Below are 26,436 nucleotides of genomic sequence, written 5' to 3'. Positions count from 1 at the left end.
TAGGGTCGGGGACGACCTCGAGGAGCCCTGATGACCCTGCGCGCGAGCGACCGCGACCCCTCTGCCGACCCCGGCGCCGACTTCTACAGGTTCGCCAACGGCGGCTGGCTCGACGCCAACCCGATCCCCGCCGGCTTCGGCGGCTGGGGCGTGTTCGAGGAGATCAGCGAGCGCAACCAGCAGCTCCTGCGCGAGCTGCTCGAGCGCGCCGCGCAGTCGCCGTCCGGCGACCTCGACCGCGCGCTCGGCGACTACTTCGCGGCGGGCATGGACACCGCCGCGATCGAGTCGCTCGGCCTCGAGCCGATCCGTCCCCTGCTCGACCGTGTGGACGCCGTGGCGTCCGTGGACGACGTGCTGGACCTGCTCCCGCTGCTGCACGGGCACGGCGTCCCCGCCCTGTTCCTGTCCGGGGTGACGGTCGACCACGACGACTCCACCCGGTACCTGCTCTGGATCGTGCAGGGAGGGCTCGGCCTGCCCGACCGCGACTCCTACGACTCCCCCGACGACGCGGCAGTCGCGCTGCGCGAGGCCTACGTCGGGCACGTCGCGAACCAGCTGCGCCACGTCGGCACGCCCGACGACGAGGCCGCGCGGCTCGCCGCGGCCGTCCTCGGGCTCGAGACCCGGCTGGCCGCCGAGCAGCTGCGCGCGCAGGAGCGCCGCGACCCGCGCAACACCCTCAACCGCGCCCCGGTCGACGCCCTCGACGAGCGCGCACCGGGCCTGCGCCTGCCGGCCTACCTCGAGGCCCTCGGCGCCGGTCCGGTCGAGTCGGTCAACCTCCAGAGCCCCCGCTACGTCGCCGCGCTGGCCGAGATCCTCGGGTCGACGGACCTCGAGGTGCTGCGGGCCTACCTCACGTTCCACGTCGTGCGGGCCACCGCGAGCGCGCTGCCCGCCGCCATCGACGAGGAGGCCTTCGACTTCTACGGCCGGCGCGTCGGAGGCAAGAAGGAGCAGAAGGAGCGGTGGAAGCGCGTCGTCGACGCCCTCGGCGAGGACATGGGCGAGGCGCTGGGACGCCGCTTCGTCGAGGAGCGGTTCCCCCCGGCGGCCAAGGAGCGCGCCGACGCGATGGTGGCCGAGCTGCGCGAGGAGATGCGCCGCTCGCTGCTCACCCGCGCGTGGATGACGGAGGCGACCCGCGAGCAGGGCCTGGCCAAGCTCGACGCCTTCACCGTGAAGATCGGCTATCCGGACGAGTGGCGCGACTGGTCCGGTCTGCGGATCGACCGGTCCTCCTACGCCGCCAACCGGTTCGCCGCGGCCCGCTTCGAGCTCGACCGCCAGCTCGCGGACCTGCACCGCCCCGTGGACCGCGGCGAGTGGGAGATGCCGCCGCACGCGGTGAACGCGTACTACCACCCCACCCGCAACGAGATCGTCTTCCCCGCGGGGATCCTCCAGCCGCCGATGTTCGACGCCGCGGCCGACGACGCGGTGAACTTCGGCGCCATCGGCGCGGTGATCGCCCACGAGATCACCCACGCGTTCGACGACGCCGGGCGCCGCTTCGACGACACGGGGGCGTTCCGCGACTGGTGGACCGACGAGGACGCCGCTCACTTCACCGGGCTCGCGGACCTGCTGGTGGCCCAGTACGACGGCTACGTCGCGGTCGGCGACGTCCACGTCAACGGGCGGCTGACCCTCGGCGAGAACATCGCCGACCTCGGCGGCGTCACGCTGGCGATGCGGGCGCACGAGCGCGTCTGCCACGACGCCCCCGACGTGGACGGGCTGAGCCCGGCCCAGCGGTTCTTCCTCGCCTACGCCACCATCTGGCGAGGTCACACCAGCGACGAGCTCGCGCGGACGCTCGCGCAGGTGGACCCGCACAGCCCGCGCCGGTTCCGGGTGCTCGGCCCGCTGTCGAACCTCACCGCCTTCGCCGAGGCCTGGGGGCTCGCACCGGACGCGCCGATGCTGCGGGCCGAGGCGGAGCGCATCGAGATCTGGTGACCGCCGTGGGTCACGCCTCGGCGCCGGCCGCGGGGCGCCCAGGCGCGGGCAGCCCGGACTGCCGCACCTGCCGGGCGAACACGTAGGCCCACACCAGGCCGTTGACGACGGTGAGCGACAGCGCCAGCACCCAACCGCGCACGCCGGGGACGACGGCCGCCGCCAGCCCGACCGCCATGCAGGCCAGCGCGCCCGCCCAGGCCGAGCGCGACACGGTGCCCACGAGCCCGCCCAGCGCGTCGCGGTAGTCGAGCGTGCGGACGAGCGCGCCGAGCAGACCGAGCAGCAGCGCGGACGAGCCCGCCAGCAGCCAGGCGGTGCCGGCCGGCACGTGGTCGTCGGCCGCGTGCTCGACCAGGCTCACCATGCCCGCCCCGGCCGCCGCGATGGCGCCCGTGAGCGGCAGGTGGATCACCAGCCACAGCGTGAACTGGCCGCGCCGGGCCTGCGGCGTGCGGCGGCCGACGGCGTCGAAGTAGTTCCACCAGAACCCGAACCCGACGCACAGCGCGAGCAGGCCGGTGGCGACCGCGACCGGGGTGGGGCCCACCTCGATGAGCCCGTCCGTGACGCCGACGACGACCTCGCCGAGCACGATGATGGTCAGCAGGCCGAAGCGCTCGGCCATCGACTCGGTGACCGGGACGTCCCACTCCGGCATCTCCGCGCGGTTGAACTCCACGACCGCGGAGAGCACCCAGCCCACCACGATCCCCGCCCACACCACGAGCCGAGGACCGTCGGGGAGCGCGGCGCTCGCGAGCATCAGCACCCCGACGAGGGCGATCGCGAGCACGTAGTGCACGGTGCTGCGGCGGAACGACTCCTCGACGTCGTAGCGCCGGATGGTCCACCACTGCAGCGCCAGCACCGCGAGGAGCAGCGTGTAGGTGACGGCGAACCCGGTGCTCTGCGAGCCCGTCGCCTCACCGGCGTACACCGCCAGCACCACGAGCAGCAGCATCTGCACGAAGATGTACGTGCGTCCCCGGCCGTCCTCGCGGCCGTGCATCTCGTGGTAGAGCGAGCCGTTGAGCCAGGCGATCCAGACCAGCCCGAACACGACGGCGAAGTCGGCCACCCCGGCCCAGCCGAGGTTGCCGGCGAGCGTGTGCGCCACCTGACCGACGAGCACCACGAACACGAGGTCGTAGAAGAGCTCGAGGAAGCTCACGACGCGGTCCGTCAGCACCTCGCCGTGACGGCGCGGCGGCCCGAGGAACCAGGCGCGCAGCGCCGGCGCGAGTCGCCCGTCGTCCGTCGGCTCGGTCCCCATGGCAGCCCTCCCGCCCAGGACCGTGCCCGACCCAGGGCGCCGCCGCCACCCGACACGCCACCGCCACCCTCGACGACGTGCTCGCCGGGCGCGTCGGACCGACCTCACCGGATCGAGCGCGACAGACAGGATGTCGCGCCATAATCGCGTGACCCTCAGGCCCCGGGAGGCCGCGTGAACCTGCTCGCCGCCGACACGTCGCTCGTCATCGGCTACACCATCGGCTTCATCCTCTGGATCCTCATCATCGCCTGGACGGCGGCGATCGCCCGGCGCAAGGGGCGGTCCTCGTTCCTCTGGGGGCTGCTCGCGTTCTTCTTCTCGTTCATCGCCCTGGTGCTCGTGCTGCTGATGCCCTCCAAGCGCGTCTGAGCAGGCGCGCCGAGCGCAGCGCGACGGCGCGCGCCTTGGCATGCTGTGCCGATGTCGGTGGACGGGACCGGGGCGGCACCCGAGCTGCTGCGACGCGCGGAGCACGGGCTGCTGCTCTACGGCATCACCCCACCCAGCCGGACGACGGAACCGCACCGTGCTGACGAGATCGCCGAGGCGACCCTCGAGCGCCTCGAGGCGGTCGCCCCGGACGCGCTGATCGTCTACGACGTCGACGCCGAGAGCGACCGCTCCCCCGACCCCCGGCCGTTCCCGTTCATGCCGATGATGGACCCGGCGGACTTCGTGGCCCGGCACCTGTCCGGCTGGACCGGCCCGGTGGTCGTCTACCGCGCCGTGAGCAAGTACGCCGAGGCCGAGCTCGGCCGCTGGATGAGCGGGGTCGACACCGACCGGGTGCTCACCGTCCTGGTCGGCGCCGCGTCCCGCCACCAGGCCGTGACGACCCGGCTCTCCGACGCCTACCGGCTGCACGCCGGACTGCCCCGGCGGCCGCTGATGGGCGGCGTCTGCATCGCCGAGCGGCACGTCGGCACGGGCCAGGAGCACCGCCGCATGATCGGCAAGCAGGACGCCGGCTGCGAGTTCTTCGTCTCCCAGGTCTGCTACGACCTCGACCACATCCGCGACCTGCTGTCCGACTACGCGTACGCCTGCCGCGACGAGGGCGTCCGTCCCCGTCCGGTCGTCCTCACCCTCGCGCCGTGCGGGTCCGTGAAGACGCTGGAGTTCATGTCGTGGCTCGGGATCGACGTCCCCCGCTGGCTGCGGACCGAGCTGCGCCGCTCACCCGATCCGCTGACGGACTCCTACGAGCTGTGCCTGGCCAACGCGCAGGCGCTCGTCGGCTTCTGCCGGCGGCTCGGGCTGCCCTTCGGCATCAACGTCGAGAGCCTGACCAACCGCCGGGTGGAGATCGAGGCGTCGGTCGCCCTCGCCGCGGAGGTGCGGCGGCTCCTCGACGCGCCGGCCCCGCGCTGACGTTCCGCCCGCACACGACGAACGGCCCGGTCCCTCCGAGGAGGGGCCGGGCCGTTCGGGATGCCGTGACGACATCGCCACGTAGCCCCGACGGGATTCGAACCCGCGCTACCGCCTTGAGAGGGCGGCGTGCTAGGCCACTACACAACGGGGCCGTGGGTGCCGGGACGGACGCGCCCTGACGAGCAGGAACGCCGTACCAGCGGATCGAGACGGTACCCGAGCCGCCGCGCGCGCACCAAATCTCGGTGTCCGCGGCGGGATTCGAGCGATCGAAGCGATCAGCTGGGGTACCAGGACTCGAACCTAGACTAACGGAGCCAGAATCCGTCGGGCTGCCAATTACCCCATACCCCAAGGCCTCCGACCCTCGCGGGTCGACGACCGGAGCAGCATAGCCGCAGGTCGCAGCGAGCCCCAAACCGGTGCCCCCGCGCGCGGGTCGCGGCGCCCCCGGTCCCGACGGCGTCCTCGCGGGCCGGCCCGGCCGGTCCTCAGGACAGCGCGGCGGCCAGCCGGGCGAGGGTGCGCTCGCGGCCGAGGATCTCGATCGACTCGAACAGCGGGGGCGACACGCGGCGCCCGGTGACCGCGACGCGGACGGGACCGAACGCGACCTTCGGCTTGAGCCCGAGACCCTCGACCAGCGCGGCGCGCAGCGCGGCCTCGACCTGCTCGTGGCCGAAGGAGTCCAGGGCCGCCAGCGCGTCGTACGCCGCCTGCACCGCGGGCAGCGCCTCGGGGGTGAGGACCCGCTCGCGGTCCTCGGCGTCCACGACGAAGTCCTCCTCGCGCACGAGCAGGAACGCGAGCTGCTCGGCGCCGGCGCGCAGGGTCTCCATCCGCTCCTGCACCAGCGGCACCGCGGCGTCGATGACGGCCTGCTGCTCGGAGGTGGGTGTCCCGTCGACGGCACCGAGCGCGGCCAGGTACGGCACGAGCCGGCGGCCCAGGTCGGCGGCGTCCACGTGCCGGATCCACTGCGCGTTGATCGCGAGGCACTTCTTGGGGTCGAACCGCGCCGGGTTGGGCTGCACCCGCGCGATGTCGAACAGGCCGGCCATCTCGCGGGGGGAGAAGAACTCGAGGTCGTCGCCCGGCGACCAGCCGAGCAGCGCGAGGTAGTTGAGCAGCCCCTCGGGCAGGTAGCCCTCCTCGCGGTAGAGGTTGAGCGAGCTCTGCGGGTCGCGCTTGGAGAGCTTCTTGTTCCCCTCGCCCATCACGTAGGGCAGGTGGCCGAACCGCGGCGTCGTGCCGTCGCCGACGCCGATCGCGGCGAGCGCCTCGTACATCGCGAGCTGGCGGGGCGTGCTGGAGAGCAGGTCCTCGCCGCGCAGCACGTGCGTGATCCCCATGAGCGCGTCGTCGACGGGGTTGACCAGCGTGTACAGCGGCTCGCCGTTGCCTCGCACGATCACGTAGTCCGGCACGTGCTCGGTGGCGAAGGACACCTCGCCCCGCACCAGGTCGTCCCACATCATCACGCGGTCGGGCATCCGCAGGCGCAGCACGGGAAGCCGCCCCTCCGCGCGCAGCGCCGCCTTCTGCTCGTCGGTGAGGTGGCGATCGGCGTTGTCGTAGCCCAGCTTCGGGTCCTGGCCGGCCGCACGGCGCCGCTCCTCCACCTCGTCCGGCGTCGAGAACGACTCGTAGGCGTACCCCGCCTCGAGCAGCCTGCGCGCGACGTCGGCGTACACCTCGAGCCGCTGGCTCTGCCGGTACGGCGCGTGCGGCCCACCGACCTCCGGGCCCTCGTCCCAGTCGAGGCCGAGCCACCGCAGGGCGCCGAGCAGGTCCTCGTAGGACTGCTCGGTGTCGCGCGCGGAGTCGGTGTCCTCGATGCGGAACACGAACGTCCCGCCGGTGTGGCGGGCGTAGGCCCAGTTGAACAGCGCGGTGCGCACCATGCCCACGTGCGGGTTGCCGGTCGGCGAGGGGCAGAAGCGCACGCGCACGGGCGAGGACCCCGCCGGCGGCAGCGACGGGGACGGGGAGCTCTCAGTCACGCAGGACCACCCGGTTGGTGAGGGTGCCGATGGAGGAGATGGAGACCGACACGGTGTCGCCCTCGACGAGCGGGCCGACACCGGCGGGCGTGCCGGTGAGGATCACGTCGCCGGGCAGCAGGGTCATGACGTTGCTGATCCACGTGACCAGCGCGGCCACGCCGAAGACGAGGTCCGAGGTGCTCGCGTCCTGGCGGACCTCGCCGTTGACCCGCGCGGAGACCCGCAGCGCGGCCGGGTCGGCCTCGGTGTCGATCCACGGCCCGAGCGGGCAGAAGGTGTCGAACCCCTTGGCCCGGCCCCACTGGCCGTCCGAGCGCTGCAGGTCGCGGGCCGTCACGTCGTTGGCGCAGGTGTAGCCGAGCACCACCTCCGGCACCCGCGCGGCGGGCACCTGGCTGCACAGCCGGCCGATCACGATCGCGAGCTCGGCCTCGTGCTCCACCCGCTCGGACTGCGGCGGCAGGTCGATGCGGTCGCCGGGCCCGATCACCGAGGTGGACGGCTTGAGGAAGATCATCGGCTCGAGCGGGACGTCGCCGCCCATCTCCGCGGCGTGCGCGGCGTAGTTCTTGCCGACGGCGATGATCTTGCTCGGCAGCACCGGCGCGAGCAGGCGGACGTCCGCGAAGGGCACCGGGGGCCCGGCCGGCTCGGCGGGACCGAACGGGTGGCCCGCGATGGGCGTCACGGTCGTGGCCGGACCCGGCTCGCCGTCGTCGCCGACCCCGTCGACCGTCCCGAACCCCACGACCCCGTCGGGGCCGGCAAACCTCGCGATGCGCACCCGCGCAGACTAGTCGGTGAGCGAGGGCGTCTCCGCCACGCGCCCGGCCTTGAGCAGGCCGTAGGCGACGGCGTCCTCGAGCGCGAGCCACGACGCGGCGATGACGTTCTCGTGCACGCCGACGGTGGTCCACTCCCGCTCGCCGTCGGTGGTGCCCACGAGCACGCGGGTGACGGCGTCGGTGCCCGTGACCCCCTCGAGGATGCGCACCTTGTAGTCCACGAGCTCGAGCGCGGCCAGCTCCGGGAACGCCGCGGTGAGCCCCGCGCGCAGGGCGTTGTCGAGGGCGTTGACCGGTCCGTTGCCCTCCCCCGTGCTGATGATCCGCTCGCCCCCGGCGTGCAGCTTCACCGTCGCCTCGCTCACGACCCGGCCGTCGGGACCCTGCTCGACGATCGTGCGCCACGACTCGACGGCGAAGTGCCGGCGCCGCTCGCCGGTGAGCTCGTCGCGCAGCAGCAGCTCGAAGGAGGCATCGGCAGCCTCGAACGTCCAGCCGGCGCTCTCCAGGGTCTTCACCCGCTCGACGACGCGGCCGAGCACGCCCGGGTCCTGCGAGAGGTCGATGCCGAGCTCGCGGCCCTTCAGCTCCACGCTGGCCCGCCCGGCCATCTCGGTCACGAGCACGCGCATGTCGTTGCCGACCAGGGCCGGGTCCATGTGGTTGTAGAGGTCGGCGTTGACCTTGAGGGCGCTGGCGTGCAGCCCCGCCTTGTGCGCGAAGGCCGAGACGCCCACGTAGGCCTGGTGGGTGTCCGGCGGCAGGTTGGCGATGTCGGCCAGCGCGTGCGACACCCGGACCATCTCGGCGAGGCGCCCCTCGGGCAGCACGCGCATGTCGAGCTTGGTCTCGAGGTTGCCGACGACGGCGAACAGGTCGGCGTTGCCGGTGCGCTCGCCGTACCCGTTGGCGGTGCACTGCACGTGCGTCGCACCGGCCTCCACGGCCGCGATGGTGTTGGCGACCGCGCAGGCGGTGTCGTCCTGGCAGTGGATGCCGACGCGCACGCCGGAGCGCTCGCGGACGTCGGCCACGATGCGGGCGATCCCGCTGGGCAGCGAGCCGCCGTTGGTGTCGCACAGCACGCCCACGGACATGCCGGCCTCGGCCGCCACCTTGAGCAGCTCCACGCCGTAGTCAGGGTCGTGGGCGTAGCCGTCGAAGAAGTGCTCGCAGTCGACGAACACGCGCCGGCCGTGGGCGACGAGGTGGGCGACGGTGTCTCGCACCATGGCGAGGTTCTCCTCGGGGGTGGTGCGCAGCGCCTCGGCCACGTGCCGCACGTCGGACTTGGCCACGAGCGTCACCACCGGCGCGCCGGAGTCGAGCAGCGCCTGCACCTGGGGGTCGTCCTCCACGCGGACGCCGGCGCGGCGCGTGGACCCGAACGCCACCAGCTGGGCGTGGCGCAGGTCGAGCTCGGTGCGCGCCCGGGCGAAGAACTCGGTGTCCTTGGGCAGCGCGCCCGGCCAGCCGCCCTCGATGAAGCCTACCCCCAGCTCGTCGAGCAGCCGCGCCACGGCCAGCTTGTCGGCGACGGAGTAGGAGATGCCCTCCCGCTGGGCCCCGTCGCGCAGCGTCGTGTCGTAGACGTGGAAGTCGTCGCTGGTCATGTCGGTCCTCGGTCTCGCGGTCGGTGCTGCTGGTGCTGCTGCTCGTGCTCCGGGTGCGCCCGGCTCCCCGTCCCCGCCCACAGAAAAAGCCTCCCGCGGGGGTGCGAGAGGCTGCGCGTCGGCGACGGGGTCGCGGACGCGCTACGTAATGATCACCTGGGTGCTCACCCGCTCAGGATGCCACACCGGTCCAGCGGGCGGACATACCTGTCTCGCCCCTCGGACCTCGACGCGGGGCCGGCCGAGCACGGACCGTACGCTTCGTCGGTGGACCCGACCCGGTGGGGCGCCGACGACGGCGACCTCGACGACACCGCGCCGCAGCCGGTCGTCGGCGCGGCGCCGGAGCCCGTCGCGCACCACCACGAGCGGGGGGCCCACCCCCACGAGGGCGGGCCGAGCCACCACCTGTCCGCCCCGGGCCACCACGTGGCCCCCGCCGTCCACGGCGCGGACCCCGACGTCGTGCCGCACCACACCGACGAGCCCCGGTTCACCCGGCGCACGCTCCTGGTCTCGGGCGCGGTGCTGGCGGTCGTGGCGCTCACCGCGGCGGCGGCCTTCGGGCTCACCCGCACCCCCGCGGAGGGCTCGGTCGTCGCGACGCCCACGGCGTCCCCGTCGTCCTCGTCCGCCGCGCCCTCGGCGCTGGTGACCCCGGCCGCCTCCGGCGTGCCGGACGCCACCGCCACCGGCGTCGCGCCGATGCTCCCGCCGGGCCAGCCGGTGCTCGTGCTCGGCGACTCCCTGGGGCTCGTCGTCTACCCCTACCTCGCCGAGGACCTGCCCGACCGCTACGTCAGCTACGAGGCCGTCGTCGGCCGCTCCACCCCCGACACCCTCGCCCGGCTCAAGCTGCTCACCAGCATCCCGCCGGTGGTGATCGTGAGCTCCGGCACCAACGACGAGTACGCCTCCGTCCTCGAGTCCGCGGCGCGCGGCATCCTCGAGCAGCTCGGCCCGCAGCGATGCGTGGTGTGGGTCGACGTCGTGCGGCCCGACAACATCGGCGACACCGCCGGGGCGCTCAACGCCGCGCTCGACCGCGCGGTCGCCGGACGACCCAACGTGCGCATGCTGCGGTGGAGCACGCTGGTCGCCCAGCACCCCGAGTGGATGGCCGGCGACGGGATCCACCCCAACGACGCCGGCGCCCAGGCCCGCGCCGCGGCCTACGCCGACGCCGCCACCGCCTGCTCGCCCTTCGACCCCTCGGCGCCCAAGGCCAAGCGCGAGTACCTGCCGCCCAGCGTCTTCTGGGGCCCCATCTCCCACCAGTACTCCGGGGCCGCGTCGTCCGGGTCCTCGGCGCCCGCCGCGGCACCGCCGGCTGCGTCGTCCTCGACGTCGGCCGGCTCGGCCTCGTCGTCCGCGACCGGCTCCGCGACGTCGAGCGCCTCGGGCGGGTCGTCGCACACCGCGCCGCCGTCCGGGTCCACGAGCTCGTCCCCGGCCGCCACGACTCCGGCCGCGACGACCCAGCCGCCGACGTCCTCGGCCACCGGCAGCGCGGGCGCGAGCGCGGCAGGCGCCGGCGGGTCGTCCCCGCCCCCCGGCTGACGCCGCCCCGGTCAGCCGGCGGCGACCAGCGTGCGCATCCAGCCGTGCACGTCGGCCGAGCGCCCGGTCTGGATGTCGAGCAAGGCGTGGCGCAGCCGCATCGTGACCTCGCCGGGGCTGCCGTCCCCGACGGTCCACGAGTGCTCCGCGCTCTTCACCGAGCCCACCGGGGTGATGACCGCCGCGGTGCCGCAGGCGAACACCTCGGTGATCTCCCCGGACGCGTTGCCCTCCCGCCACTCGTCGACGTTGATGCGCCCCTCCTCGGCGCCGAGGCCGAGGTCCTTGGCGACGGTGAGCAGCGAGTCGCGCGTGATGCCGGGCAGCAGGGCGCCGGAGAGCTCCGGGGTGACGATGCGCGCGTGCTCGCCCGAGCCGTGGACGAAGTAGAGGTTCATGCCGCCCATCTCCTCGACCCAGCGGTGCTCGTGGGCGTCGAGCCACACCACCTGGTCGCACCCCTTCTCCGCCGCCTGCGCCTGCGCGACGAGGGACGCGGCGTAGTTGCCGGCGCACTTGGCCTCGCCCGTGCCGCCGGGAGCGGCGCGCACGTACTCCGTCGAGAGCCACACCGACACCGGCTTGACGCCGCCGGAGAAGTAGGCGCCGGCCGGCGAGGCGATCAGCACGTAGAGGTACTCCGACGCCGGGCGCACGCCGAGCCCCACCTCGGTGGCGAACATGAACGGGCGCAGGTAGAGCGACTTCTCCGGGTCGTCCGGGACGTACGCCGCGTCCTGGGTCACCAGGGCCTCGAGCGAGCCGAGGAAGAGCTCCTCGGGCAGCTCGGGCATCGCCAGGCGGGCGGCCGAGCGCTGGAACCGACGGGCGTTGGCCTCCGGGCGGAACGAGGCGATGGAGCCGTCCGGCATGCGGTAGGCCTTGAGGCCCTCGAAGATCGCCTGCCCGTAGTGCAGGACGTTGACCGCGGGGTCCATGGCGATCGGCGCGTAGGGGACCAGCGCGGCGTCGTGCCAGCCGGCGTCCTCGCTCCAGCGGATGGTCACCATGTGGTCGGTGAACACGCGGCCGAAGCCGGGGTTCTCCAGCAGCGCGGCGATCTGCTCGGCGGAGCGGGGGGACGTCGAGATCGTGCGGGTGAAAGTCGTGGTCGACATGACGTGAACGTACCTCTCGGAGCGGATGGATGCGGGCGACGGGGCCTGATCCAGCCGGGGGGCGCGCGGCTGGATCAGCCGGCTACTCGCTCCGCGAGCGCGTCGCCGATCTCGGCGGTGCTGCGCACGGCCGACCCGCGCGCGGCGAGGTCGGCCGCGACGGCCGCCTCGACCTCCGCGGCCGCCTTCTCCTCGCCGAGGTGGTCGAGCAGCATCGCGACGGACAGCACGGTGGCCGTGGGGTCGGCCTTGCCCTGCCCGGCGATGTCCGGGGCCGAGCCGTGCACGGGCTCGAACATGCTGGGGTGGGTGCGGCTGACGTCGAGGTTGCCGCTGGCCGCCAGCCCGATGCCCCCGGCGATCGCGGCGCCGATGTCGGTGATGATGTCGCCGAACAGGTTGTCGGTGACGACGACGTCGAACCGCTCGGGGTTCGTGATGAAGAACATCGTGGCCGCGTCGACGTGGCAGTAGTCGGTCGCGACGTCCGGGAACTCCGCGGCGACGGCGTCGAAGGTGCGCTGCCACAGGCCGCCGGCGTGCACCAGCACGTTGGTCTTGTGCACCAGGGTCACCCGGCCCCGGCGGCGCTGCGCGCGAGCGAAGGCGTCGCGCACGATGCGCTCGACGCCGAAGGCCGTGTTGAGGCTCTCCTCGGTCGCCACCTCGTGCCGCGTCCCGGTGCGCAGGCTGCCGCCGGCACCGGCGTACGGCCCCTCGGTGCCCTCGCGGCAGACCACCATGTCGATGTGCTCGGGGCCCTTGCCGGCCAGCGGCGTGGCCACGCCAGGGAACAGCTTCACCGGGCGCAGGTTCACGTGGTGGTCGAGCGCGAAGCGCAGGCGCAGCAGCAGGCCGCGCTCGAGCACCCCCGGCGGCACGCTCGGGTCGCCCACCGCGCCCAGGAGGATCGCGTCCGCGCCGCCGAGCTCCTCGAGCACGGAGTCCGGCAGCACCTCGCCGGTGGCGTTGTAGCGGCGCGCGCCGAGGTCGTACTCCGTGCGGGCGAACGACAGCCCGTGCCGGGCGGCGACGGCGTCGAGCACCTTGAGTCCCTCGGCCACCACCTCGGTGCCGATCCCGTCGCCGGGGACCACCGCGAGGTCGTAGGTCGTCATGGCCGTGAGGGTACGGCGGCGTCCCACGATGCGACACCGGCGTCCCGCGATCCGAGACGATGCGCACGGGGCGGGCGGTCCGCGGCGCGGGGTTTGCTACCCTGCTCGACGATGTCGTTCGTGGCCCTCCTCCTTAGCGGCCGCAGCGAGGCCTAGGCCGGCCTCCTCGCTGCGGGGTGCTGTCGTGCCGGTCGATCGCCCGACCCCGGCACCCGCCCCGAACCCAGCGAGGAACCCCGTGACCAGCACCCCGTACGACGTCCGCAACGCGCAGCAGCCCTCCCCCATGGCGTGGCGGCGCTACTCCCCCTTCACGCCCGTGCCGCTCGCCGACCGCACGTGGCCGAGCCGCACGATCACGCAGGCGCCGCGCTGGTGCGCGGTCGACCTGCGCGACGGCAACCAGGCGCTCATCGACCCGATGACCCCGGCGCGCAAGCTGCGCATGTTCCAGCTGCTCGTCGGGATGGGCTACAAGGAGATCGAGGTCGGGTTCCCCTCGGCCAGCCAGACCGACTTCGACTTCGTCCGCCAGCTCATCGAGAGCGACCTCATCCCCGACGACGTCGTCATCCAGGTGCTGACCCAGGCGCGCGAGCCCCTGATCGAGCGCACCTACGAGGCCATCGCCGGCGCCCCGCAGGCGATCGTGCACCTCTACAACTCGACCTCGACCCTGCAGCGGCGCGTGGTGTTCGGCCTGGACCGCGACGGCATCAAGGACATCGCCGTGCACGGGGCCCAGCTCGTGCGCAAGTACGCCGAGAACCTCACCGGCACCGAGGTCTACTACGAGTACTCCCCCGAGTCGTTCACCGGCACCGAGCTCGAGTTCGCGGTGGAGGTGTGCGACGCGGTGTTCGACGTGTGGGAGCCGACGCCGGACCGCAAGGCGATCGTCAACCTCCCCGCCACGGTCGAGATGGCGACGCCGAACGTCTACGCCGACGCCATCGAGTGGATGCACCGCCACCTGGCCCGGCGCGACTCCCTGGTGCTCTCGCTGCACCCGCACAACGACCGCGGCACCGGGGTCGCGGCCGCGGAGCTCGGCTACATGGCCGGCGCGGACCGCATCGAGGGCTGCCTGTTCGGCAACGGCGAGCGCACCGGCAACGTGTGCCTGGTGACGCTCGGGATGAACCTCATGAGCCAGGGCATCGACCCGCAGATCGACTTCCGCGACATCGACGAGATCCGTCGCACCGTCGAGTACTGCAACCAGCTGCCGGTCAACGAGCGCCACCCCTACGGCGGCGACCTGGTGTTCACCGCCTTCTCGGGCTCGCACCAGGACGCCATCAACAAGGGGCTCGCGGCCATGCAGCGCGACGCCGACGCCGCGGGCGTCCCGGTCGACGACTTCCGCTGGGAGGTCCCCTACCTGCCGATCGACCCCAAGGACGTCGGTCGCACGTACGAGGCGGTCATCCGGGTCAACTCGCAGTCCGGCAAGGGCGGCGTCGCGTACATCATGAAGACCGAGCACAAGCTCGACCTGCCGCGCCGGCTGCAGATCGAGTTCAGCGCGGTGGTGCAGCGGGTGACCGACAGCGAGGGCGGCGAGGTCACGCCGGCGGCGATGTGGGAGTACTTCCAGGACGAGTACCTGCCCAACCCGGCCGCGCCGTGGGGCCGGTTCGCGCTGCGCAGCATCGCGCAGGACTCGACCGTCGACGGCGAGACCAGCGTGCGGGTCGCCATCACCGACCGCGGCGAGGACGTCGAGATCACCGGCGCCGGCAACGGCCCCATCGCGGCGTTCTGCGAGGCGCTGGCGGGCTACGGCGTCGACGTGCGCGTGCTCGACTACCACGAGCACGCGATGTCGGCCGGCGGCGACGCGGCCGCGGCGTCCTACCTCGAGTGCGCGGTCGGCGGCCGCGTGCTGTGGGGCGTCGGCATCGACCCGTCGATCGTGACGTCGTCGCTCAAGGCCGTGGTGAGCGCCGTCAACCGCGCGGAGCGCGACGCCGCCGGCTGATCCGCCCGAACGCGACGTCACGGGTGGAACGGTCGTCTCCCGCGCCGGGAAGCGACCGTTCCACCAGTGACATCGGTCGCGGTCGGGGTCAGCGGGCGGCCCAGGCGGCCAGCAGGGCGGCTTCCCTCGCCGGGTCGATCCCGATGCCGTCGCGGGGCGGCGGGGCGGTGCCGTCGCGGTCGACCGCCTGCACCCACGACCAGCAGTCGTCGACGGTCTCGGCCAGCGGGCGGATCCGCAGCCCCCAGTCGAGCGCGCGGGTGACGTCCGAGGTGTGCAGGGCGTAGGCCTCGTCGTCCTCGGGCAGCCAGACCGGGAGCTCGGTCCACGGCGCGACCTGCGCGTCGAGGAGGAACCGGGGCTCGACCCAGACCAGCTCGGCGTCGGAGCGGGTCGTCGCGATGCACGCGCCGAGCAGGTCGCCGAGGGTGGCCGCGCCGGGCGGGCTCACGACGTCGACCGGCCCGCTGCGGCCGTCGGCGGAGGCGTCGAGCCCGAGGGCGGCGAGGTCGCGGGGGTCGACGTACTGGATGGGCAGGCCGGGACGGTCCGGCGCGAGGGTGGGCCCCCCGAGGGCCATGCGGCGCAGCCACCACGGGAGGCGGCCGACGTTGTCGCGCGGGCCGAGGATCAGCCCCGCCCTCAGGTGCACGACGCGGTCGGCGCCCAGGGCGCGCTCCGCCGCCAGCTCGCCGCCGCGCTTGTCCTGGGCGTACTCCGTGGCCGCGGCGTCCGGGTCGCCGTCGACCACCGGCGCGCTCTCGTCCGCGCCGCGTTCGATCGGCCAGGCGTAGACCGACCGGCTCGACACGTACAGCCACCGCCCGGTCCGCCCCGCCAGCGCCCGCGCGGCGTCGCGCACCACCGACGGCGCCCCGGCCCAGGTGTCCGCGACCAGGTCGTACGTCGCGTCCCCCAGGACGTCGAAGGCGCCGGGCTGCGTGCGGTCGAGCACCACAGCGGTGACGCCCGGCGCCGGCGGCCCGGACAGCCCGCGGTTGGCGACCGTGACGTCCCAGCCGCGGGCGAGCGCCTCGGCCACCAGCGCGTGGCCCACGAACTGCGTACCCCCGAGCACCAGCAGCCTCATGCCGTGAGCCTGGCCGTCCCCCGGCGCCGCGTGCCAGCCCTTACGCCGACAGCGCACGCGCTCCCGACACGGCCGTACGTCCGACGCGGCGCGAGACGAGGAGCCACAGGCCCAGCCACACCTCTCCGACGATCGAGGTCGCCGCGACCACCACGAGCATCACGCCGGACACGACGTCGTAGTCCGGCAGGACGACGCGCAGCACGGTGTCGAGCACGTACGCCGTGCCGGCGGCGACGAGCAGGTGCCCGAGCGGCGCGGGTGCCAGCCGTGAGCGGGTGACGAGCCGACCCACCAGGACGAGGTGGAGCCCGAACAGCCCGAGGCCGAGCATCCACGTGGAGTGGAACGCCTCGAGCGCGGAGCTCGCCTGCGCGACCTCGACCTCGGTGGGTGCACCGGTCGCCCGGTCCACCAGCTGCGCCCCCAGCCACAGCTGCGCCACGGCCACGGCGAGCACCGCGGAGTACGCGAGCCGCAACCAGGCCGCCGCCAGCGAGACGTCCCGGTCGACCCGGCGCAGCAGCACGTGCAGGGCCCACGCGATGACGACGTCGAGCACCACGATGACCAGGAACGCGGCCACGCCCAGGCGCACCTGGCCCGGGGAGCCGGCGACCGCGTCCCACATGGCCCGGGGCCCGTCGGCGCCGAGCACGCCCTGCACCACGAGGGCGCTCCCCACGAGCGCGAGCAGGAACATGGCGAGGTAGGACGCACCCGCGATGCGGGCGACGCGGCGGGGGGACGACGCGGGCTGCGCGCGCACCGCGCCGGTGCTCGCGATCGCGCTGCTGTCGGTACGGACGGACGTGCTCATCAGGTCTCCTTCGGACGGGGCGGGACGGCGGGGGCGGTCAGGCCGGGCCGGTGCTGCGCACGACGACGACCGACTTGCCGCGGGCCCGGCCCGCGGTCAGGTCGGCGATCGCCTGCGGTGCCCGGTCCAGGGGGTAGCGAGCGCCGACGGCGGGCACGAGGTCGCCGGAGGCGAGCAGCGCGGCGAGGCGCTCGAGGTCCTCGCGGCGCTCGGCGCTGAGCATCCCGCGCAGCCGCTGGGAGACGAACGGCGACCACGCCGCCGCGCGGAGGCTGCGACCGACGCCGCCGGTCACGGCGCCTCCGCCCTCGCCGCCCACGATGACGAGCGTGCCGGTGCGGGTCAGCGCACGGCGCAGGCGGCGGACCGGGTTGAGCCCGCCCGTGTCGACGATGACGTCGTAGCGCACGGTGCCGTCGAGGTAGTCGTCGCTCGCGTGGTCGAGCACGTGGGCGGCGCCGAGGGAGCGCACGAGGTCGGCCTTCGGGGCGCTCGCGACACCGGTCACCTCGGCGCCGAGCGCCGTGGCGATCTGCACGGCGAAGCTGCCCACGCCTCCGGAGGCGCCGATGACCAGGACGTGGTCGCCGGGCTGCACCGACGCGACGTCGGTGAGCGCCTGCAGCGCGGTCAATCCGGAGATCGGCGTCACCGCGGCCTGGACGGCCGTGGTGGCAGCGGGGACGTGGGCCAGCTTCGCCTCGGGCGCGATCGCGTACTCGGCGAACGCGCCCCGACCGATGCCGAAGACCCGGTTGCCGACCGCGAACCGCGTGACCCCGGCGCCGACCGCGGCCACGACGCCGGCGAGGTCCATGCCGGGGACCGGGTTCCGGGGCCGGGTCAGCCCGAACAGCAGCCGGGCGACGTAGGGCCGGCCGGCCATGAGGTGCCAGACGCCGCGGTCGACGCCCGCGGCGTGGACCTCGACGAGCACCTCCCCCTCGCCCGGCGCCGGCACGGGCAGCTCGGCGGGGTGCAGGACGTCGGCCTCGCCGTAGCGGTCCTGCGCCACGGCGCGCATGACGGTGGGCAGGTCGGCACGCAGGGCGGCGGGGCGGTGGCTGCTCGAGGTGGTGGTCACGGCGGTCTCCTCACGACACGGTGTCGTACTTTGTACGATGATGCGTCGTACCGTACTCGTACTAAGTACGATGCGTCAACGTCCCCGACCGGAGGGGATCCACGGAAGGAGCGAGATGACCGAGAGGTCCCGGCGCCCCGCGCTGTCCGCGGCCCGCGTCGTCGCGTCCGCGATGGCCCTCGCGGACGCCCAGGGCCTCGAGGCCCTCACCATCCGGCGCCTCGCCGACGCGCTCGGCGCCGGGCCGATGAGCCTCTACCACTACGTGGCGTCGCGCGACGACCTCGTCGACGCGATGGTCGAGCAGGTGTTCGCCGAGATCGCCGTGCCCGATCCCGACCTCGACTGGCGCTCCGCCGTGCGCGCGCGCTGCGAGTCGATGCGCACGACCCTGCGCCGCCACCCGTGGGCCGCTCCCCTGATGGAGTCGCGCACCTCACCGGGCCCGCAGAGCCTGGCCCACCACGAGGCCGTGCTCGCCACTCTGCGCCGCGGCGGGCTGTCGTGGGCGCTCACGGCGCACGCCTACGCCGTTCTCGACGCGTTCGTCTACGGCTTCGCCTTCGAGGAGTCGGCCCTGCCCTTCGAGGACGGTGCGGACCTCACCGGGCTGGCCGACCAGATCATGGCCGGCTTCCCCGAGGGCGCCTACCCGACCCTCGCCGCGTTCACCCGCGAGCACGTGCTGCGCCCCGGCTACAGCTACGGCTCCTCGTTCGGCTACGGGCTCGACCTCATCCTGGACGGCCTTCAGGCCGCGCTCGAGCGCGAGCAGGGCTGAGCGAGCGCGACCACGGACCGCCTGCGGTGCCGGCCGGTCAGACCTCGAGGTCCACCGTGCGGGCGTAGCTCGCACCGATCGCCTCGACGATCTCCTCGAGCGCGCCGGCCGGGATCACGGAGTCGACGGTGAGGGCGATGAGCGCCTGGCCGCCGGCCTCGTCGCGGCTGACCTGCATGCCGCCGATGTTCACCCCGGCGTCGCCCAGGATCCGCCCGGCGACGCCGACGATGCCGGGCCGGTCGACGTAGCGCAGGAAGGCGAGGTGGGCGCTCACCGGCACGTCGACGTCGAACCCGTCGATCTCGACGAGCTTCTGCTGGTTGCGCGGTCCGGTCACGGTGCCCGCGACCGAGACGGTCTGGCCGTCGGTGAGGGCGAGCGTGACGCGCACGACGTTGCGGAAGTCGGGGCTCTCGGCGTCGGTCGTGAGGGTGATGGCCACGCCCCGCTCGGCCGCGAGCACGGGGGCGTTGACGTAGGAGACGGACTCGGTGGTCTGGGTGGAGAACACGCCCTTGATGGCGGAGAGCTCGAGGATCTTGACGTCGTGCTCCGCGATCTCGCCACGGGCCTCGACCTCCACCGCCTCCAGTGGCGACCCGGCGAGGGCGCCGGCCACGCGGCCGAGGTTCTCCGCCAGCGCGATGCCCGGCCGCACGATCTCCGCGATCGAGCCGCCCTGGACGTTGACGGCGTCGGGCACGAGCTCGCCCGCGAGGGCAAGCCGCACCGAGCGGGCGACGGCGATGCCCGCCTTCTCCTGGGCCTCGTCCGTGGACGCGCCGAGGTGCGGCGTGGCGACGACCTGGTCGAACTCGAACAGCGGCGAGTCGGTGCACGGCTCGCTGGCGAACACGTCGAGCCCGGCGCCGGCGACGCGGCCCTCCTTGATCGCCACGTAGAGGGCGTGCTCGTCGACGATGCCGCCGCGGGCGGCGTTGATGATGCGCACGCTCGGCTTGACCTTGCGCAGCGCCTCCTCGCCGATGAGGCCCACGGTGTCGGGCGTCTTGGGCAGGTGCACCGTGATGAAGTCCGACTCCGCGAGCAGCTCGTCGAGGCCGGCCATGCGGATGCCGAGCTGCGCGGCGCGGGCCGGCTGCACGTAGGGGTCGTAGGCGACCAGGCGCACGCCGAAGGCGGACAGCCGCTGCGCCACGAGGAGGCCGATGCGGCCCAGACCGACGATCCCGACGGTCTTGTCGCTGAGCTCGACGCCGGTGTACTTCGAGCGCTTCCACTGGCCGGCCTTGAGCGAGGCGTTGGCCGGGGCGATGTTGCGGGCGCTCGCGAGCAGCAGCGCCACGGCGAGCTCGGCGGCGCTGACGATGTTGGACGTGGGGGCGTTGACCACCATCACGCCGGCCTGCGTCGCGGCCTTGACGTCGACGTTGTCCAGGCCCACGCCCGCGCGCGCCACCACCTTGAGGCGACGGGCGGCGGCGATGGCCTCGGCGTCGACCTTGGTGGCCGAGCGGACGAGGATCGCGTCGACGTCGGCGATCGCGGGCAACAGCGCGGCGCGGTCGGCGCCGTCGACGTGGCGGATCTCGAAGTCCGGCCCCAGGGCCTCCACCGTGGCCGGGGACAGCTCTTCCGCGATGAGGACGACAGGCTTGCTCACGGTGGGCACCTTCGGGTCGGCGTCGGAGACGGCGTCATCGTAACGAGCGGCTTGTGAACCGCTTCACGAGGTCCGGATCGTGGGACGCCTCCCGCGAGGGGTTCGCAGGTGGCCCGGTGCCCTAGCCTCGCGGCCGTGCGGATCCTCCACATCGCCCTCGCCCCGGACTGGGAGCGCGCCGTGGCCGAGGGCGCCTACCGCACCTCCTCGCGCGGGCGCACCCTCGAGCAGGAGGGCTTCATCCACGCCTCCACCCCGGAGCAGGTGGCGGCCACCGCGGCGCGCTTCTACGCCGACGCGCCGGAGCCGCTCGTCGTGCTCGTCATGGACCGCGACCGGCTCGAGGCCGGCGGGGTCCCGGTGGTGCTCGAGGACGGCGGTGCCGGCGAGCTCTTCCCGCACCTGTACGCCGCGCTGCCGGTCGGGCTGGTCGACGAGGTGCGCCCGGCCACCCTCGGCCCGGACGGCCTGCGCTACTGACCGTCCGCCGGACCGCGGACGACCGGCGTCGGACTCAGGGGTGCGCGAGCAGGGCCGGCACGCCGCGGGCGAGGCTGGTCGCGGCGCAGGCCCAGGCGAGCACGACCGCGGCCACGCAGGTCCACACCAACGCCGCGTACGCCGGCCCCCACGCACCGCCGTGCGTCGCGGCCACGACCGACACGAGCACGGCCGGCACGAGGAGCAGCGGGACCACCGCCGCGGACACCCAGGCCGCCGGGCGCAGCCGGTCCGCGGACGGGGCCGCGCGCCGCAGCGCCACCGGCATGGCGACCGTCCACCACGCGGCGACGCCGGCGGATGCCAGCAGCCACGCCGCGGCACCGGCCAGGTACCACGTCGGCAGAGCTGTGCAGCAGTCGGAGGCCGGCATCGCCCGCCGCGCCGACACCAGCGCCTCGAAGCCCGCGCCGAGCAGCGCGAGAGCGACCACCGGGCCGAGGACGACGCGCCGGACGGCGCGGATGCGCAGTGCACGGACCCCGAGAGGGACCGCTGCCGCGACGACCAGCGCCAGTGACAGCCACAGCGCTGCGGCCGCGACGTCGTGCGCCCACGCCCAGGCGCCGGACGACGGGTCGAACCCGGGAGCGGGCGGGTCCTCGAGCAGGCGCAGCGTCCCCACCGTCCCGCACAGCACGAGGCAGAACCCCACCCACACCGTCGAGACGCTCGAGAGCAGGCGCAGGCGGCGGCGCTCGGCGGGGTCGCCGGAGTACGCCGGGCGCGCCCAGGCGCGCAGGGCGCCCACGAGCAGGTCCGTCGTCACGGCGGGCCCGCGCCGGCCGGCGTCCTCGACGAGCTGGGCGAGCTCGTCGCCGTAGCGCTCACGGAAGGCGGGCGGGTAGGCGCGCAGCGCCCAGCGCTGGGCCCGCGTGGTCACGCCGCTCCCCCGGCGGCCAGGCGGCGCAGGGCCGTGCGGCTGAACGACCGCATCGCCTCCGCGCGCTCGCGCAGCACCTCGGCCCCGGCCGCGGTGAGCTCGTAGGGCCGGCGCCGGTCGTCGCTGGGCAGCGCCCGCACGAGGCCGCGCTCCTCGAGCCGGGCCAGCGCGCCGTAGAGGGTGCCGGGACCGAGCCGCGCACCCGTGGTGGCCGCGACGTCCTCGGTGATCGCGTAGCCGTGCTTGGGCCCCCCCGCCAGGCTGCTGAGCACCAGCAGCCCCGGGTCGCTCCACCCGCCGTCGCTCGTCGCCATCCGCCCCTCCTCGGTCACTACGCGCCACGTTATATCGCCGCACGTACTAGTGGCAAGGCACGCTCGGAACGCCCGGGGACGCGGCACGAGGAGCGTCCCCGGGCGCGCGCGGTTACCGTCACCCCATGACTGCGCCCATCGAGGTCACCGTCGAGAACTTCGCCCGGGCCGAGAGCGACCGCATGCTCGCCGCCCTTCAGGCCCAGGCCGGCGGGGTCAACGTCCTCGGGCACAACCGCGCCCCGACGGCGGTGCACGAGCAGCCGGTGATCCGCATGAACCGCGACACGCTCTACAGCTACGCGGTCGTCGACCTCGCCGACGACGCCGTCCTCACCCTTCCGGACGCCGGGGATCGCTACGTGTCGGCGATGGTGGTCAGCCAGGACCACTTCGTGGAGCAGATCGAGCACGACCCCGGCGAGCACGTGCTGCGCCGCGACCGGATCGGGACGAGGTACGCGCTGGTCGCGGTGCGGATCCTCGTGGACCCGGCGGACCCCGCCGACACCGCCGCCGTCGTCGGGCTCCAGAACGGCATCGCGCTGCGCGCCGGCTCGGCCGATCCGTTCGAGCTCCCGGACTACGAGCAGCACTCCTTCGACGACACCCGCGACGCGCTGCTCTCGCTCGCGCGGGGCCTGCCGGACTTCAGCGGCGCGTTCGGCGCACGCTCGGAGGTGGACCCGGTGCGCCACCTCGTGGGCAGTGCCGCCGGATGGGGCGGGCTGCCCACCCGGGAGGCGCTCTACCTGAACGTCGCGCCCGGGCTGCCGCCCGACCGTTATGTCCTGCGCGTCCCGCCGGTGCCCGTCGACGGCTTCTGGTCGCTGTCGGTCTACAACGCCCACGGCTACTTCGAGCCCAACGAGCTCGACGCCTACTCCGTCAACAGCGTCACCGGCGTCACGGAGGACGACGGATCCCTCGTGGTGCACCTCGGCGACTGGGGACCGGAGGCGCCCAACCGCCTCCCGCTGCCGGACGGCTGGAACTACGTCGTCCGGCTCTACCGGCCGCGCCCCGAGATCACTGACGGACGCTGGACCTTCCCCACGCTGTGACGCGACTGCCGACGCCGCTCCCGCGGCGTCAGCGCGTCGCGAGCGCTCATGGCGTCGCCATGACGCCGCTCCCGCGGCGTCAGCGCGCCGCGGTGCCCTCGGTGTAGTCGGTGTCGTCCTTCGCGACCCAGCTCATCATCCCGCGCAGCTCGCGGCCCACGGTCTCGATCTGGTGCTGCTCGCCCTTGGCGCGCAGCGCCTTGAACTCCGGCGCGCCGGCGTCCTGGTCGGCGATGAACCGCGCGGCGAAGGCACCGGACTGGATGTCGGCAAGCACCGCCTTCATGTTCTCCTTCACGTGCGGGTCGATCACCCGGGGGCCGGAGACGTAGTCGCCGTACTCGGCCGTGTCCGACACCGACCAGCGCTGCTTGGCGATCCCGCCCTCGTACATGAGGTCGACGATCAGCTTGAGCTCGTGCAGGCACTCGAAGTACGCGACCTCGGGCTGGTACCCCGCCTCGACGAGCGTCTCGAAGCCGTACATCACCAGCTGCGAGGCACCGCCGCAGAGCACGGCCTGCTCGCCGAACAGGTCGGTCTCGGTCTCCTCGGTGAACGTCGTCCGGATCCCGCCGGCCCGCAGGCCGCCGATCGCCTTGGCGTAGGAGAGGGCGAGCGCCCAGGCGCCGCCGGTGGCGTCCTGCTCGACCGCGACGATCACCGGGACGCCGCGCCCCGCGGAGTACTCGCGGCGCACGAGGTGTCCCGGGCCCTTGGGGGCGACCATGATGACGTCGACGTCGGCCGGCGGCTTGATGTAGCCGAAGCGGATGTTGAAGCCGTGGCCGAAGAACAGCGCCTTGCCCGCGGACAGGTGCGGCTCGATGAGCTCGGCGTAGAGCCCGCGCTGCTTGTGGTCGGGCGCGAGGATCATGATGACGTCGGCCTCGGCGGCCGCGACGTCCGGCGTCACGACGCGCAGGCCCTCGGCCTCCGCCTTGGGACGCGAGGCACTGCCCTCGAGCAGGCCGACGCGGACGTCGACCCCCGAGTCGCGCAGGTTGAGGCTGTGGGCGTGGCCCTGGGAGCCGTACCCGATGACCGCCACCTTCTTGCCGGCGATGATCGAGAGGTCGGCGTCGTCGTCGTAGAACAGCTCGGCCACGGGGGCTTCTCCTTGCGGGTCGGGGACGTGCGAAGTCTGCCAGGGCGGGGCGGCGGTGCCCCAGGACGGGTGGGCGGTCGTCAGGCGGAGCGCTCCGCCGGGCGCAGAGTGCGGTCGGTGATGGACCTCGAGCCGCGGCCGACCGCGACCATGCCGGACTGCACGAGCTCCTTGACGCCGAAGGGCTCGAGCACGCGCAGGAACGCCTCGAGCTTGTCGCGGCTGCCGGTGGCCTCGATCGTGACGGTGTCGACGGCGACGTCGACCACCTTGGCGCGGAACAGCTCGACCGTCTCGATGACGTGGCTGCGGGTGTCGACGTCGGCCTTCACCTTCACCAGCAGCAGCTCGCGCTGCACCGCGGAGTCGGGGTCGAGCTCGACGATCTTCAGCACGTTGACCAGCTTGTTGAGCTGCTTGGTCACCTGCTCGAGCGGCAGGGCGTCGACGTTGACCACGATGGTCATCCGCGACACCCCGACGAGCTCCGTGGGGCCGACCGCCAGCGACTCGATGTTGAAGCCGCGGCGCGAGAACAGCGCCGAGATCCGCGCCAGGACGCCCGGCTGGTCCTCCACCAGCACGGAGAGGGTGTGTCGGCTCATCGGGTCCTCACTCCCCCCGGTCCCACGTGGGCGCCAGGTCGCGTGCGTGCTTGATGTCGTCGTTGCTCGTGCCGGCGGCCACCATCGGCCAGACCATCGCGTCCTTGTTGACGACGAAGTCCACGACCACCGGAGCGTCGTCGAGCGCCATCGCCTTCTCGATCGTGGCGTCCACCTCGTCGGGGGACTCGCACCGCAGGCCGTGGCAGCCGTAGGCATCGGCGAGCTTGACGAAGTCCGGGATGCGGTGGCTGTGCAGGTCGGTGTTGGAGTAGCGCGACTCGTAGAACAGGGTCTGCCACTGGCGCACCATGCCCAGCGACGAGTTGTTGATGAGCGCGACCTTGATCGGGATGTCGTTGATCGCGCTGGTGACCAGCTCCTGGTTGGTCATCTGGAAGCAGCCGTCGCCGTCGACGGCCCAGACCGTCGCCTCGGGCCGGCCGACCTTCGCGCCCATCGCCGCGGGCACGGCGTAGCCCATCGTGCCCGCGCCGCCGGAGTTGAGCCACGTGCCGGGCAGCTCGTACTGGATGAACTGCGCCGCCCACATCTGGTGCTGCCCCACGCCCGCGGCGTAGATCGCCTCGGGGCCGGCGATGCGGCCGAGGCGCTCGATGACGAACTGCGGGGAGAGCGAGCCGTCGGTGGGCATGTCGTAGCCGAGCGGGTAGGTCGCCTTCATGTGGTCGAGCAGCGAGACCCACTCCGCGTAGTCGCCGACGCGGCCCGCGTCGTGCTCGGCCTGGATCGCCACGACGAGGTCGGCGATGACCTCCCGGGCGTCGCCCACGATCGGCACGTCGGCCACGCGGTTCTTGGAGATCTCGGCCGGGTCGATGTCGGCGTGGATCACCCGCGCGCCCGGGGCGAACGAGTCGAGCCGGCCGGTGACCCGGTCGTCGAAGCGGGCGCCGAGCGCGATGATGAGGTCGCTCTTCTGCAGCGCGCCCACGGCCGCCACCGAGCCGTGCATCCCCGGCATCCCGAGGTGCAGCGGGTGGCTGTCCGTGAAGGCGCCGCGTGCCATCAGCGTGGTGGTCAGGGGGATGCCGGTGAGCTCGGCGAGGCGGCGCAGCTCGGCCGTCGCGTGCGCCTTGATCACGCCGCCGCCGACGTAGAGCACCGGCCGGCGCGCCTCCACGATCATGCGCGCCGCCTCCCGCACCTGCTTGGCGTGCGGTCGCGTCACCGGCCGGTAGCCGGGCAGCTCGAGCTGGCTCGGCCAGTCGAACGTGGTCGGGGCCTGGAGCGCGTCCTTGGCGATGTCGACCAGCACCGGGCCGGGCCGGCCCGTGCCGGCGATGTGGAACGCCTCGGCGATCGCGCGCGGGATCTCCGCGGGGTCCGTGACGAGGTAGTTGTGCTTGGTGATCGGCATCGTGATGCCGCGGATGTCGGCCTCCTGGAACGCGTCCGTGCCGATGGCCCCGCTGGGCACCTGGCCGGTGATGGCCACGATCGGCACGGAGTCCATGTAGGCGTCCGCGATGGGCGTCACGAGGTTGGTGGCACCGGGGCCGGACGTCGCCATGCAGACGCCGACGCGGCCGGTCGCCTGCGCGTAGCCCTCGGCGGCGTGCCCGGCGCCCTGCTCGTGGCGCACCAGGATGTGGCGCACCGACGGGGAGTCCATGAGCGGGTCGTAGGCCGGCAGGATCGCGCCACCGGGGATCCCGAAGACGACGTCGACGCCGGCGTGCTCCAGCGAGCGCACGAGGCTCTGGGCTCCGGTGATCGACTCGGTCATGGCG

Annotated in this window: 22 protein-coding genes and 2 tRNA genes; 7 read left to right on the top strand and 17 right to left on the bottom strand. The window is 73.6% G+C overall.

The annotated features are described in order from the left end of the window. Nucleotides 1–30 precede the first annotated feature (30 nt). A complete protein-coding gene (locus GC157_09630; GenBank protein ID MBI1377724.1) occupies nt 31–1,968 on the top strand; it encodes a hypothetical protein in 1,938 nt (645 codons plus the stop codon). A 10-nt stretch (nt 1,969–1,978) separates the two neighbouring features. On the opposite strand, the gene GC157_09625 is transcribed toward GC157_09630, so the two are convergent. Further along, nucleotides 1,979–3,658: a hypothetical protein gene (locus tag GC157_09625; GenBank protein ID MBI1377723.1), complete on the bottom strand. Its 1,680-nt coding sequence runs from the start codon at nt 3,656–3,658 to the stop codon at nt 1,979–1,981. Between the two features lie 9 nt (nt 3,659–3,667). Here GC157_09625 and GC157_09620 point away from each other — a divergent pair, with 9 nt between their 5' ends. Beyond that, nucleotides 3,668–4,618 carry a 5,10-methylenetetrahydrofolate reductase gene (locus GC157_09620; protein MBI1377722.1) on the top strand — a complete coding sequence of 317 codons (951 nt, stop codon included), beginning with the start codon at nt 3,668–3,670 and terminating at the stop codon, nt 4,616–4,618. Between the two features lie 82 nt (nt 4,619–4,700). Here GC157_09620 and GC157_09615 read toward each other — a convergent pair. From GC157_09615 to GC157_09595, 5 genes are all read right to left on the bottom strand, one after another. After that, nucleotides 4,701–4,773: transfer RNA gene (locus GC157_09615), tRNA-Glu, on the bottom strand. A gap of 130 nt (nt 4,774–4,903) precedes the next feature. Further along, nucleotides 4,904–4,975 (bottom strand) — tRNA-Gln (locus GC157_09610). A gap of 137 nt (nt 4,976–5,112) precedes the next feature. After that, entirely contained in the window at nt 5,113–6,705 is a 1,593-nt protein-coding gene (locus GC157_09605) for a glutamate--tRNA ligase (GenBank protein ID MBI1377721.1), read from the bottom strand. Further along, a complete protein-coding gene (locus tag GC157_09600) occupies nt 6,617–7,411 on the bottom strand; it encodes a DUF2437 domain-containing protein (protein ID MBI1377720.1) in 795 nt (264 codons plus the stop codon). Before GC157_09600 ends, GC157_09605 begins: the two co-directional genes overlap by 89 nt. Before the next feature lie 9 nt (nt 7,412–7,420). After that, a complete protein-coding gene (locus GC157_09595) occupies nt 7,421–9,025 on the bottom strand; it encodes a citramalate synthase (GenBank protein ID MBI1377719.1) in 1,605 nt (534 codons plus the stop codon). 267 nt (nt 9,026–9,292) lie between these two features. Here GC157_09595 and GC157_09590 point away from each other — a divergent pair, with 267 nt between their 5' ends. Beyond that, a complete protein-coding gene (locus tag GC157_09590; protein ID MBI1377718.1) occupies nt 9,293–10,585 on the top strand; it encodes a hypothetical protein in 1,293 nt (430 codons plus the stop codon). Nucleotides 10,586–10,596: 11 nt separating this feature from the next. On the opposite strand, the gene GC157_09585 is transcribed toward GC157_09590, so the two are convergent. Together GC157_09585 and GC157_09580 are read right to left on the bottom strand one after the other, a co-directional pair. Further along, nucleotides 10,597–11,703: a branched-chain amino acid aminotransferase gene (locus GC157_09585; protein MBI1377717.1), complete on the bottom strand. Its 1,107-nt coding sequence runs from the start codon at nt 11,701–11,703 to the stop codon at nt 10,597–10,599. Between the two features lie 74 nt (nt 11,704–11,777). Beyond that, on the bottom strand, nt 11,778–12,821 hold the full coding sequence (locus tag GC157_09580; GenBank protein MBI1377716.1) for a 3-isopropylmalate dehydrogenase: 1,044 nt from the start codon (nt 12,819–12,821) through the stop codon (nt 11,778–11,780). 28 nt (nt 12,822–12,849) lie between these two features. On the opposite strand from GC157_09580, the gene leuA reads away from it, so the two are divergent. Beyond that, nucleotides 12,850–14,805 (top strand): 2-isopropylmalate synthase, encoded by a 1,956-nt coding sequence (gene leuA / locus GC157_09575; protein MBI1377715.1) that lies wholly within the window; start codon nt 12,850–12,852, stop codon nt 14,803–14,805. A gap of 88 nt (nt 14,806–14,893) precedes the next feature. Here the strand turns inward: leuA and GC157_09570 are convergent, their stop codons facing one another. Genes GC157_09570 through GC157_09560 form a run of 3 tightly spaced genes read right to left on the bottom strand, consistent with a single transcriptional unit; the run spans nt 14,894 to nt 17,739 of the window. After that, complete coding sequence (locus GC157_09570) at nt 14,894–15,895, bottom strand: reductase (protein MBI1377714.1); 1,002 nt, start codon at nt 15,893–15,895, stop codon at nt 14,894–14,896. Between the two features lie 40 nt (nt 15,896–15,935). Further along, the gene (locus GC157_09565) at nt 15,936–16,715 is read right to left on the bottom strand and encodes a DUF4386 family protein (GenBank protein ID MBI1377713.1); all 780 of its coding nucleotides are present in this window, start codon (nt 16,713–16,715) and stop codon (nt 15,936–15,938) included. A gap of 37 nt (nt 16,716–16,752) precedes the next feature. Continuing rightward, nucleotides 16,753–17,739 carry a zinc-binding dehydrogenase gene (locus GC157_09560; GenBank protein MBI1377712.1) on the bottom strand — a complete coding sequence of 329 codons (987 nt, stop codon included), beginning with the start codon at nt 17,737–17,739 and terminating at the stop codon, nt 16,753–16,755. A gap of 175 nt (nt 17,740–17,914) precedes the next feature. Between GC157_09560 and GC157_09555 the strand changes: the two genes are divergently transcribed. Beyond that, on the top strand, nt 17,915–18,580 hold the full coding sequence (locus GC157_09555) for a TetR family transcriptional regulator (protein MBI1377711.1): 666 nt from the start codon (nt 17,915–17,917) through the stop codon (nt 18,578–18,580). Between the two features lie 37 nt (nt 18,581–18,617). On the opposite strand, the gene GC157_09550 is transcribed toward GC157_09555, so the two are convergent. Continuing rightward, nucleotides 18,618–20,207, bottom strand: a complete 1,590-nt coding sequence (locus GC157_09550; GenBank protein MBI1377710.1) for a phosphoglycerate dehydrogenase — start codon at nt 20,205–20,207, stop codon at nt 18,618–18,620. A gap of 135 nt (nt 20,208–20,342) precedes the next feature. Here GC157_09550 and GC157_09545 point away from each other — a divergent pair, with 135 nt between their 5' ends. Beyond that, on the top strand, nt 20,343–20,687 hold the full coding sequence (locus GC157_09545) for a DUF952 domain-containing protein (GenBank protein MBI1377709.1): 345 nt from the start codon (nt 20,343–20,345) through the stop codon (nt 20,685–20,687). A gap of 34 nt (nt 20,688–20,721) precedes the next feature. Here the strand turns inward: GC157_09545 and GC157_09540 are convergent, their stop codons facing one another. Continuing rightward, complete coding sequence (locus GC157_09540) at nt 20,722–21,591, bottom strand: hypothetical protein (GenBank protein MBI1377708.1); 870 nt, start codon at nt 21,589–21,591, stop codon at nt 20,722–20,724. After that, the gene (locus tag GC157_09535) at nt 21,588–21,905 is read right to left on the bottom strand and encodes a PadR family transcriptional regulator (GenBank protein MBI1377707.1); all 318 of its coding nucleotides are present in this window, start codon (nt 21,903–21,905) and stop codon (nt 21,588–21,590) included. Before GC157_09535 ends, GC157_09540 begins: the two co-directional genes overlap by 4 nt. Before the next feature lie 125 nt (nt 21,906–22,030). Between GC157_09535 and GC157_09530 the strand changes: the two genes are divergently transcribed. Then, nucleotides 22,031–22,969, top strand: coding sequence for a DUF1214 domain-containing protein (locus tag GC157_09530; protein MBI1377706.1), 939 nt, complete (start codon nt 22,031–22,033; stop codon nt 22,967–22,969). Nucleotides 22,970–23,048: 79 nt separating this feature from the next. On the opposite strand, the gene ilvC is transcribed toward GC157_09530, so the two are convergent. The 3 genes from ilvC to GC157_09515 form a co-directional block, all read right to left on the bottom strand. Next, nucleotides 23,049–24,077 (bottom strand): ketol-acid reductoisomerase, encoded by a 1,029-nt coding sequence (gene ilvC / locus GC157_09525; protein MBI1377705.1) that lies wholly within the window; start codon nt 24,075–24,077, stop codon nt 23,049–23,051. An 80-nt stretch (nt 24,078–24,157) separates the two neighbouring features. Further along, nucleotides 24,158–24,682, bottom strand: a complete 525-nt coding sequence (gene ilvN / locus GC157_09520) for an acetolactate synthase small subunit (GenBank protein MBI1377704.1) — start codon at nt 24,680–24,682, stop codon at nt 24,158–24,160. 7 nt (nt 24,683–24,689) lie between these two features. After that, nucleotides 24,690–26,432, bottom strand: coding sequence for an acetolactate synthase large subunit (locus tag GC157_09515; protein MBI1377703.1), 1,743 nt, complete (start codon nt 26,430–26,432; stop codon nt 24,690–24,692). Nucleotides 26,433–26,436: the final 4 nt, after the last annotated feature.

The organism is Frankiales bacterium (assembly GCA_016125335.1).
Taxonomy (GTDB): domain Bacteria; phylum Actinomycetota; class Actinomycetes; order S36-B12; family CAIYMF01; genus Longivirga.
This window is presented reverse-complemented; position numbering and strand designations above follow the sequence as displayed.

Excerpts from the sequence above, each read along its gene's own strand:
- GC157_09630 (MBI1377724.1), top strand. The coding sequence starts at position 31 with ATGACCCTGCGCGCGAGCGACCGCGACCCCTCTGCCGACCCCGGCGCC.
- GC157_09625 (MBI1377723.1), bottom strand. The coding sequence starts at position 3,658 with ATGCCAAGGCGCGCGCCGTCGCGCTGCGCTCGGCGCGCCTGCTCAGAC.
- GC157_09620 (MBI1377722.1), top strand. The coding sequence starts at position 3,668 with ATGTCGGTGGACGGGACCGGGGCGGCACCCGAGCTGCTGCGACGCGCG.
- GC157_09595 (MBI1377719.1), bottom strand. The coding sequence starts at position 9,025 with ATGACCAGCGACGACTTCCACGTCTACGACACGACGCTGCGCGACGGG.
- GC157_09585 (MBI1377717.1), bottom strand. The coding sequence starts at position 11,703 with ATGTCGACCACGACTTTCACCCGCACGATCTCGACGTCCCCCCGCTCC.
- GC157_09580 (MBI1377716.1), bottom strand. The coding sequence starts at position 12,821 with ATGACGACCTACGACCTCGCGGTGGTCCCCGGCGACGGGATCGGCACC.
- leuA (MBI1377715.1), top strand. The coding sequence starts at position 12,850 with ATGCGACACCGGCGTCCCGCGATCCGAGACGATGCGCACGGGGCGGGC.
- GC157_09570 (MBI1377714.1), bottom strand. The coding sequence starts at position 15,895 with ATGAGGCTGCTGGTGCTCGGGGGTACGCAGTTCGTGGGCCACGCGCTG.
- GC157_09565 (MBI1377713.1), bottom strand. The coding sequence starts at position 16,715 with ATGAGCACGTCCGTCCGTACCGACAGCAGCGCGATCGCGAGCACCGGC.
- GC157_09560 (MBI1377712.1), bottom strand. The coding sequence starts at position 17,739 with ATGCGCGCCGTGGCGCAGGACCGCTACGGCGAGGCCGACGTCCTGCAC.
- GC157_09555 (MBI1377711.1), top strand. The coding sequence starts at position 17,915 with ATGACCGAGAGGTCCCGGCGCCCCGCGCTGTCCGCGGCCCGCGTCGTC.
- GC157_09535 (MBI1377707.1), bottom strand. The coding sequence starts at position 21,905 with ATGGCGACGAGCGACGGCGGGTGGAGCGACCCGGGGCTGCTGGTGCTC.
- GC157_09530 (MBI1377706.1), top strand. The coding sequence starts at position 22,031 with ATGACTGCGCCCATCGAGGTCACCGTCGAGAACTTCGCCCGGGCCGAG.
- ilvN (MBI1377704.1), bottom strand. The coding sequence starts at position 24,682 with ATGAGCCGACACACCCTCTCCGTGCTGGTGGAGGACCAGCCGGGCGTC.
- GC157_09515 (MBI1377703.1), bottom strand. The coding sequence starts at position 26,432 with ATGACCGAGTCGATCACCGGAGCCCAGAGCCTCGTGCGCTCGCTGGAG.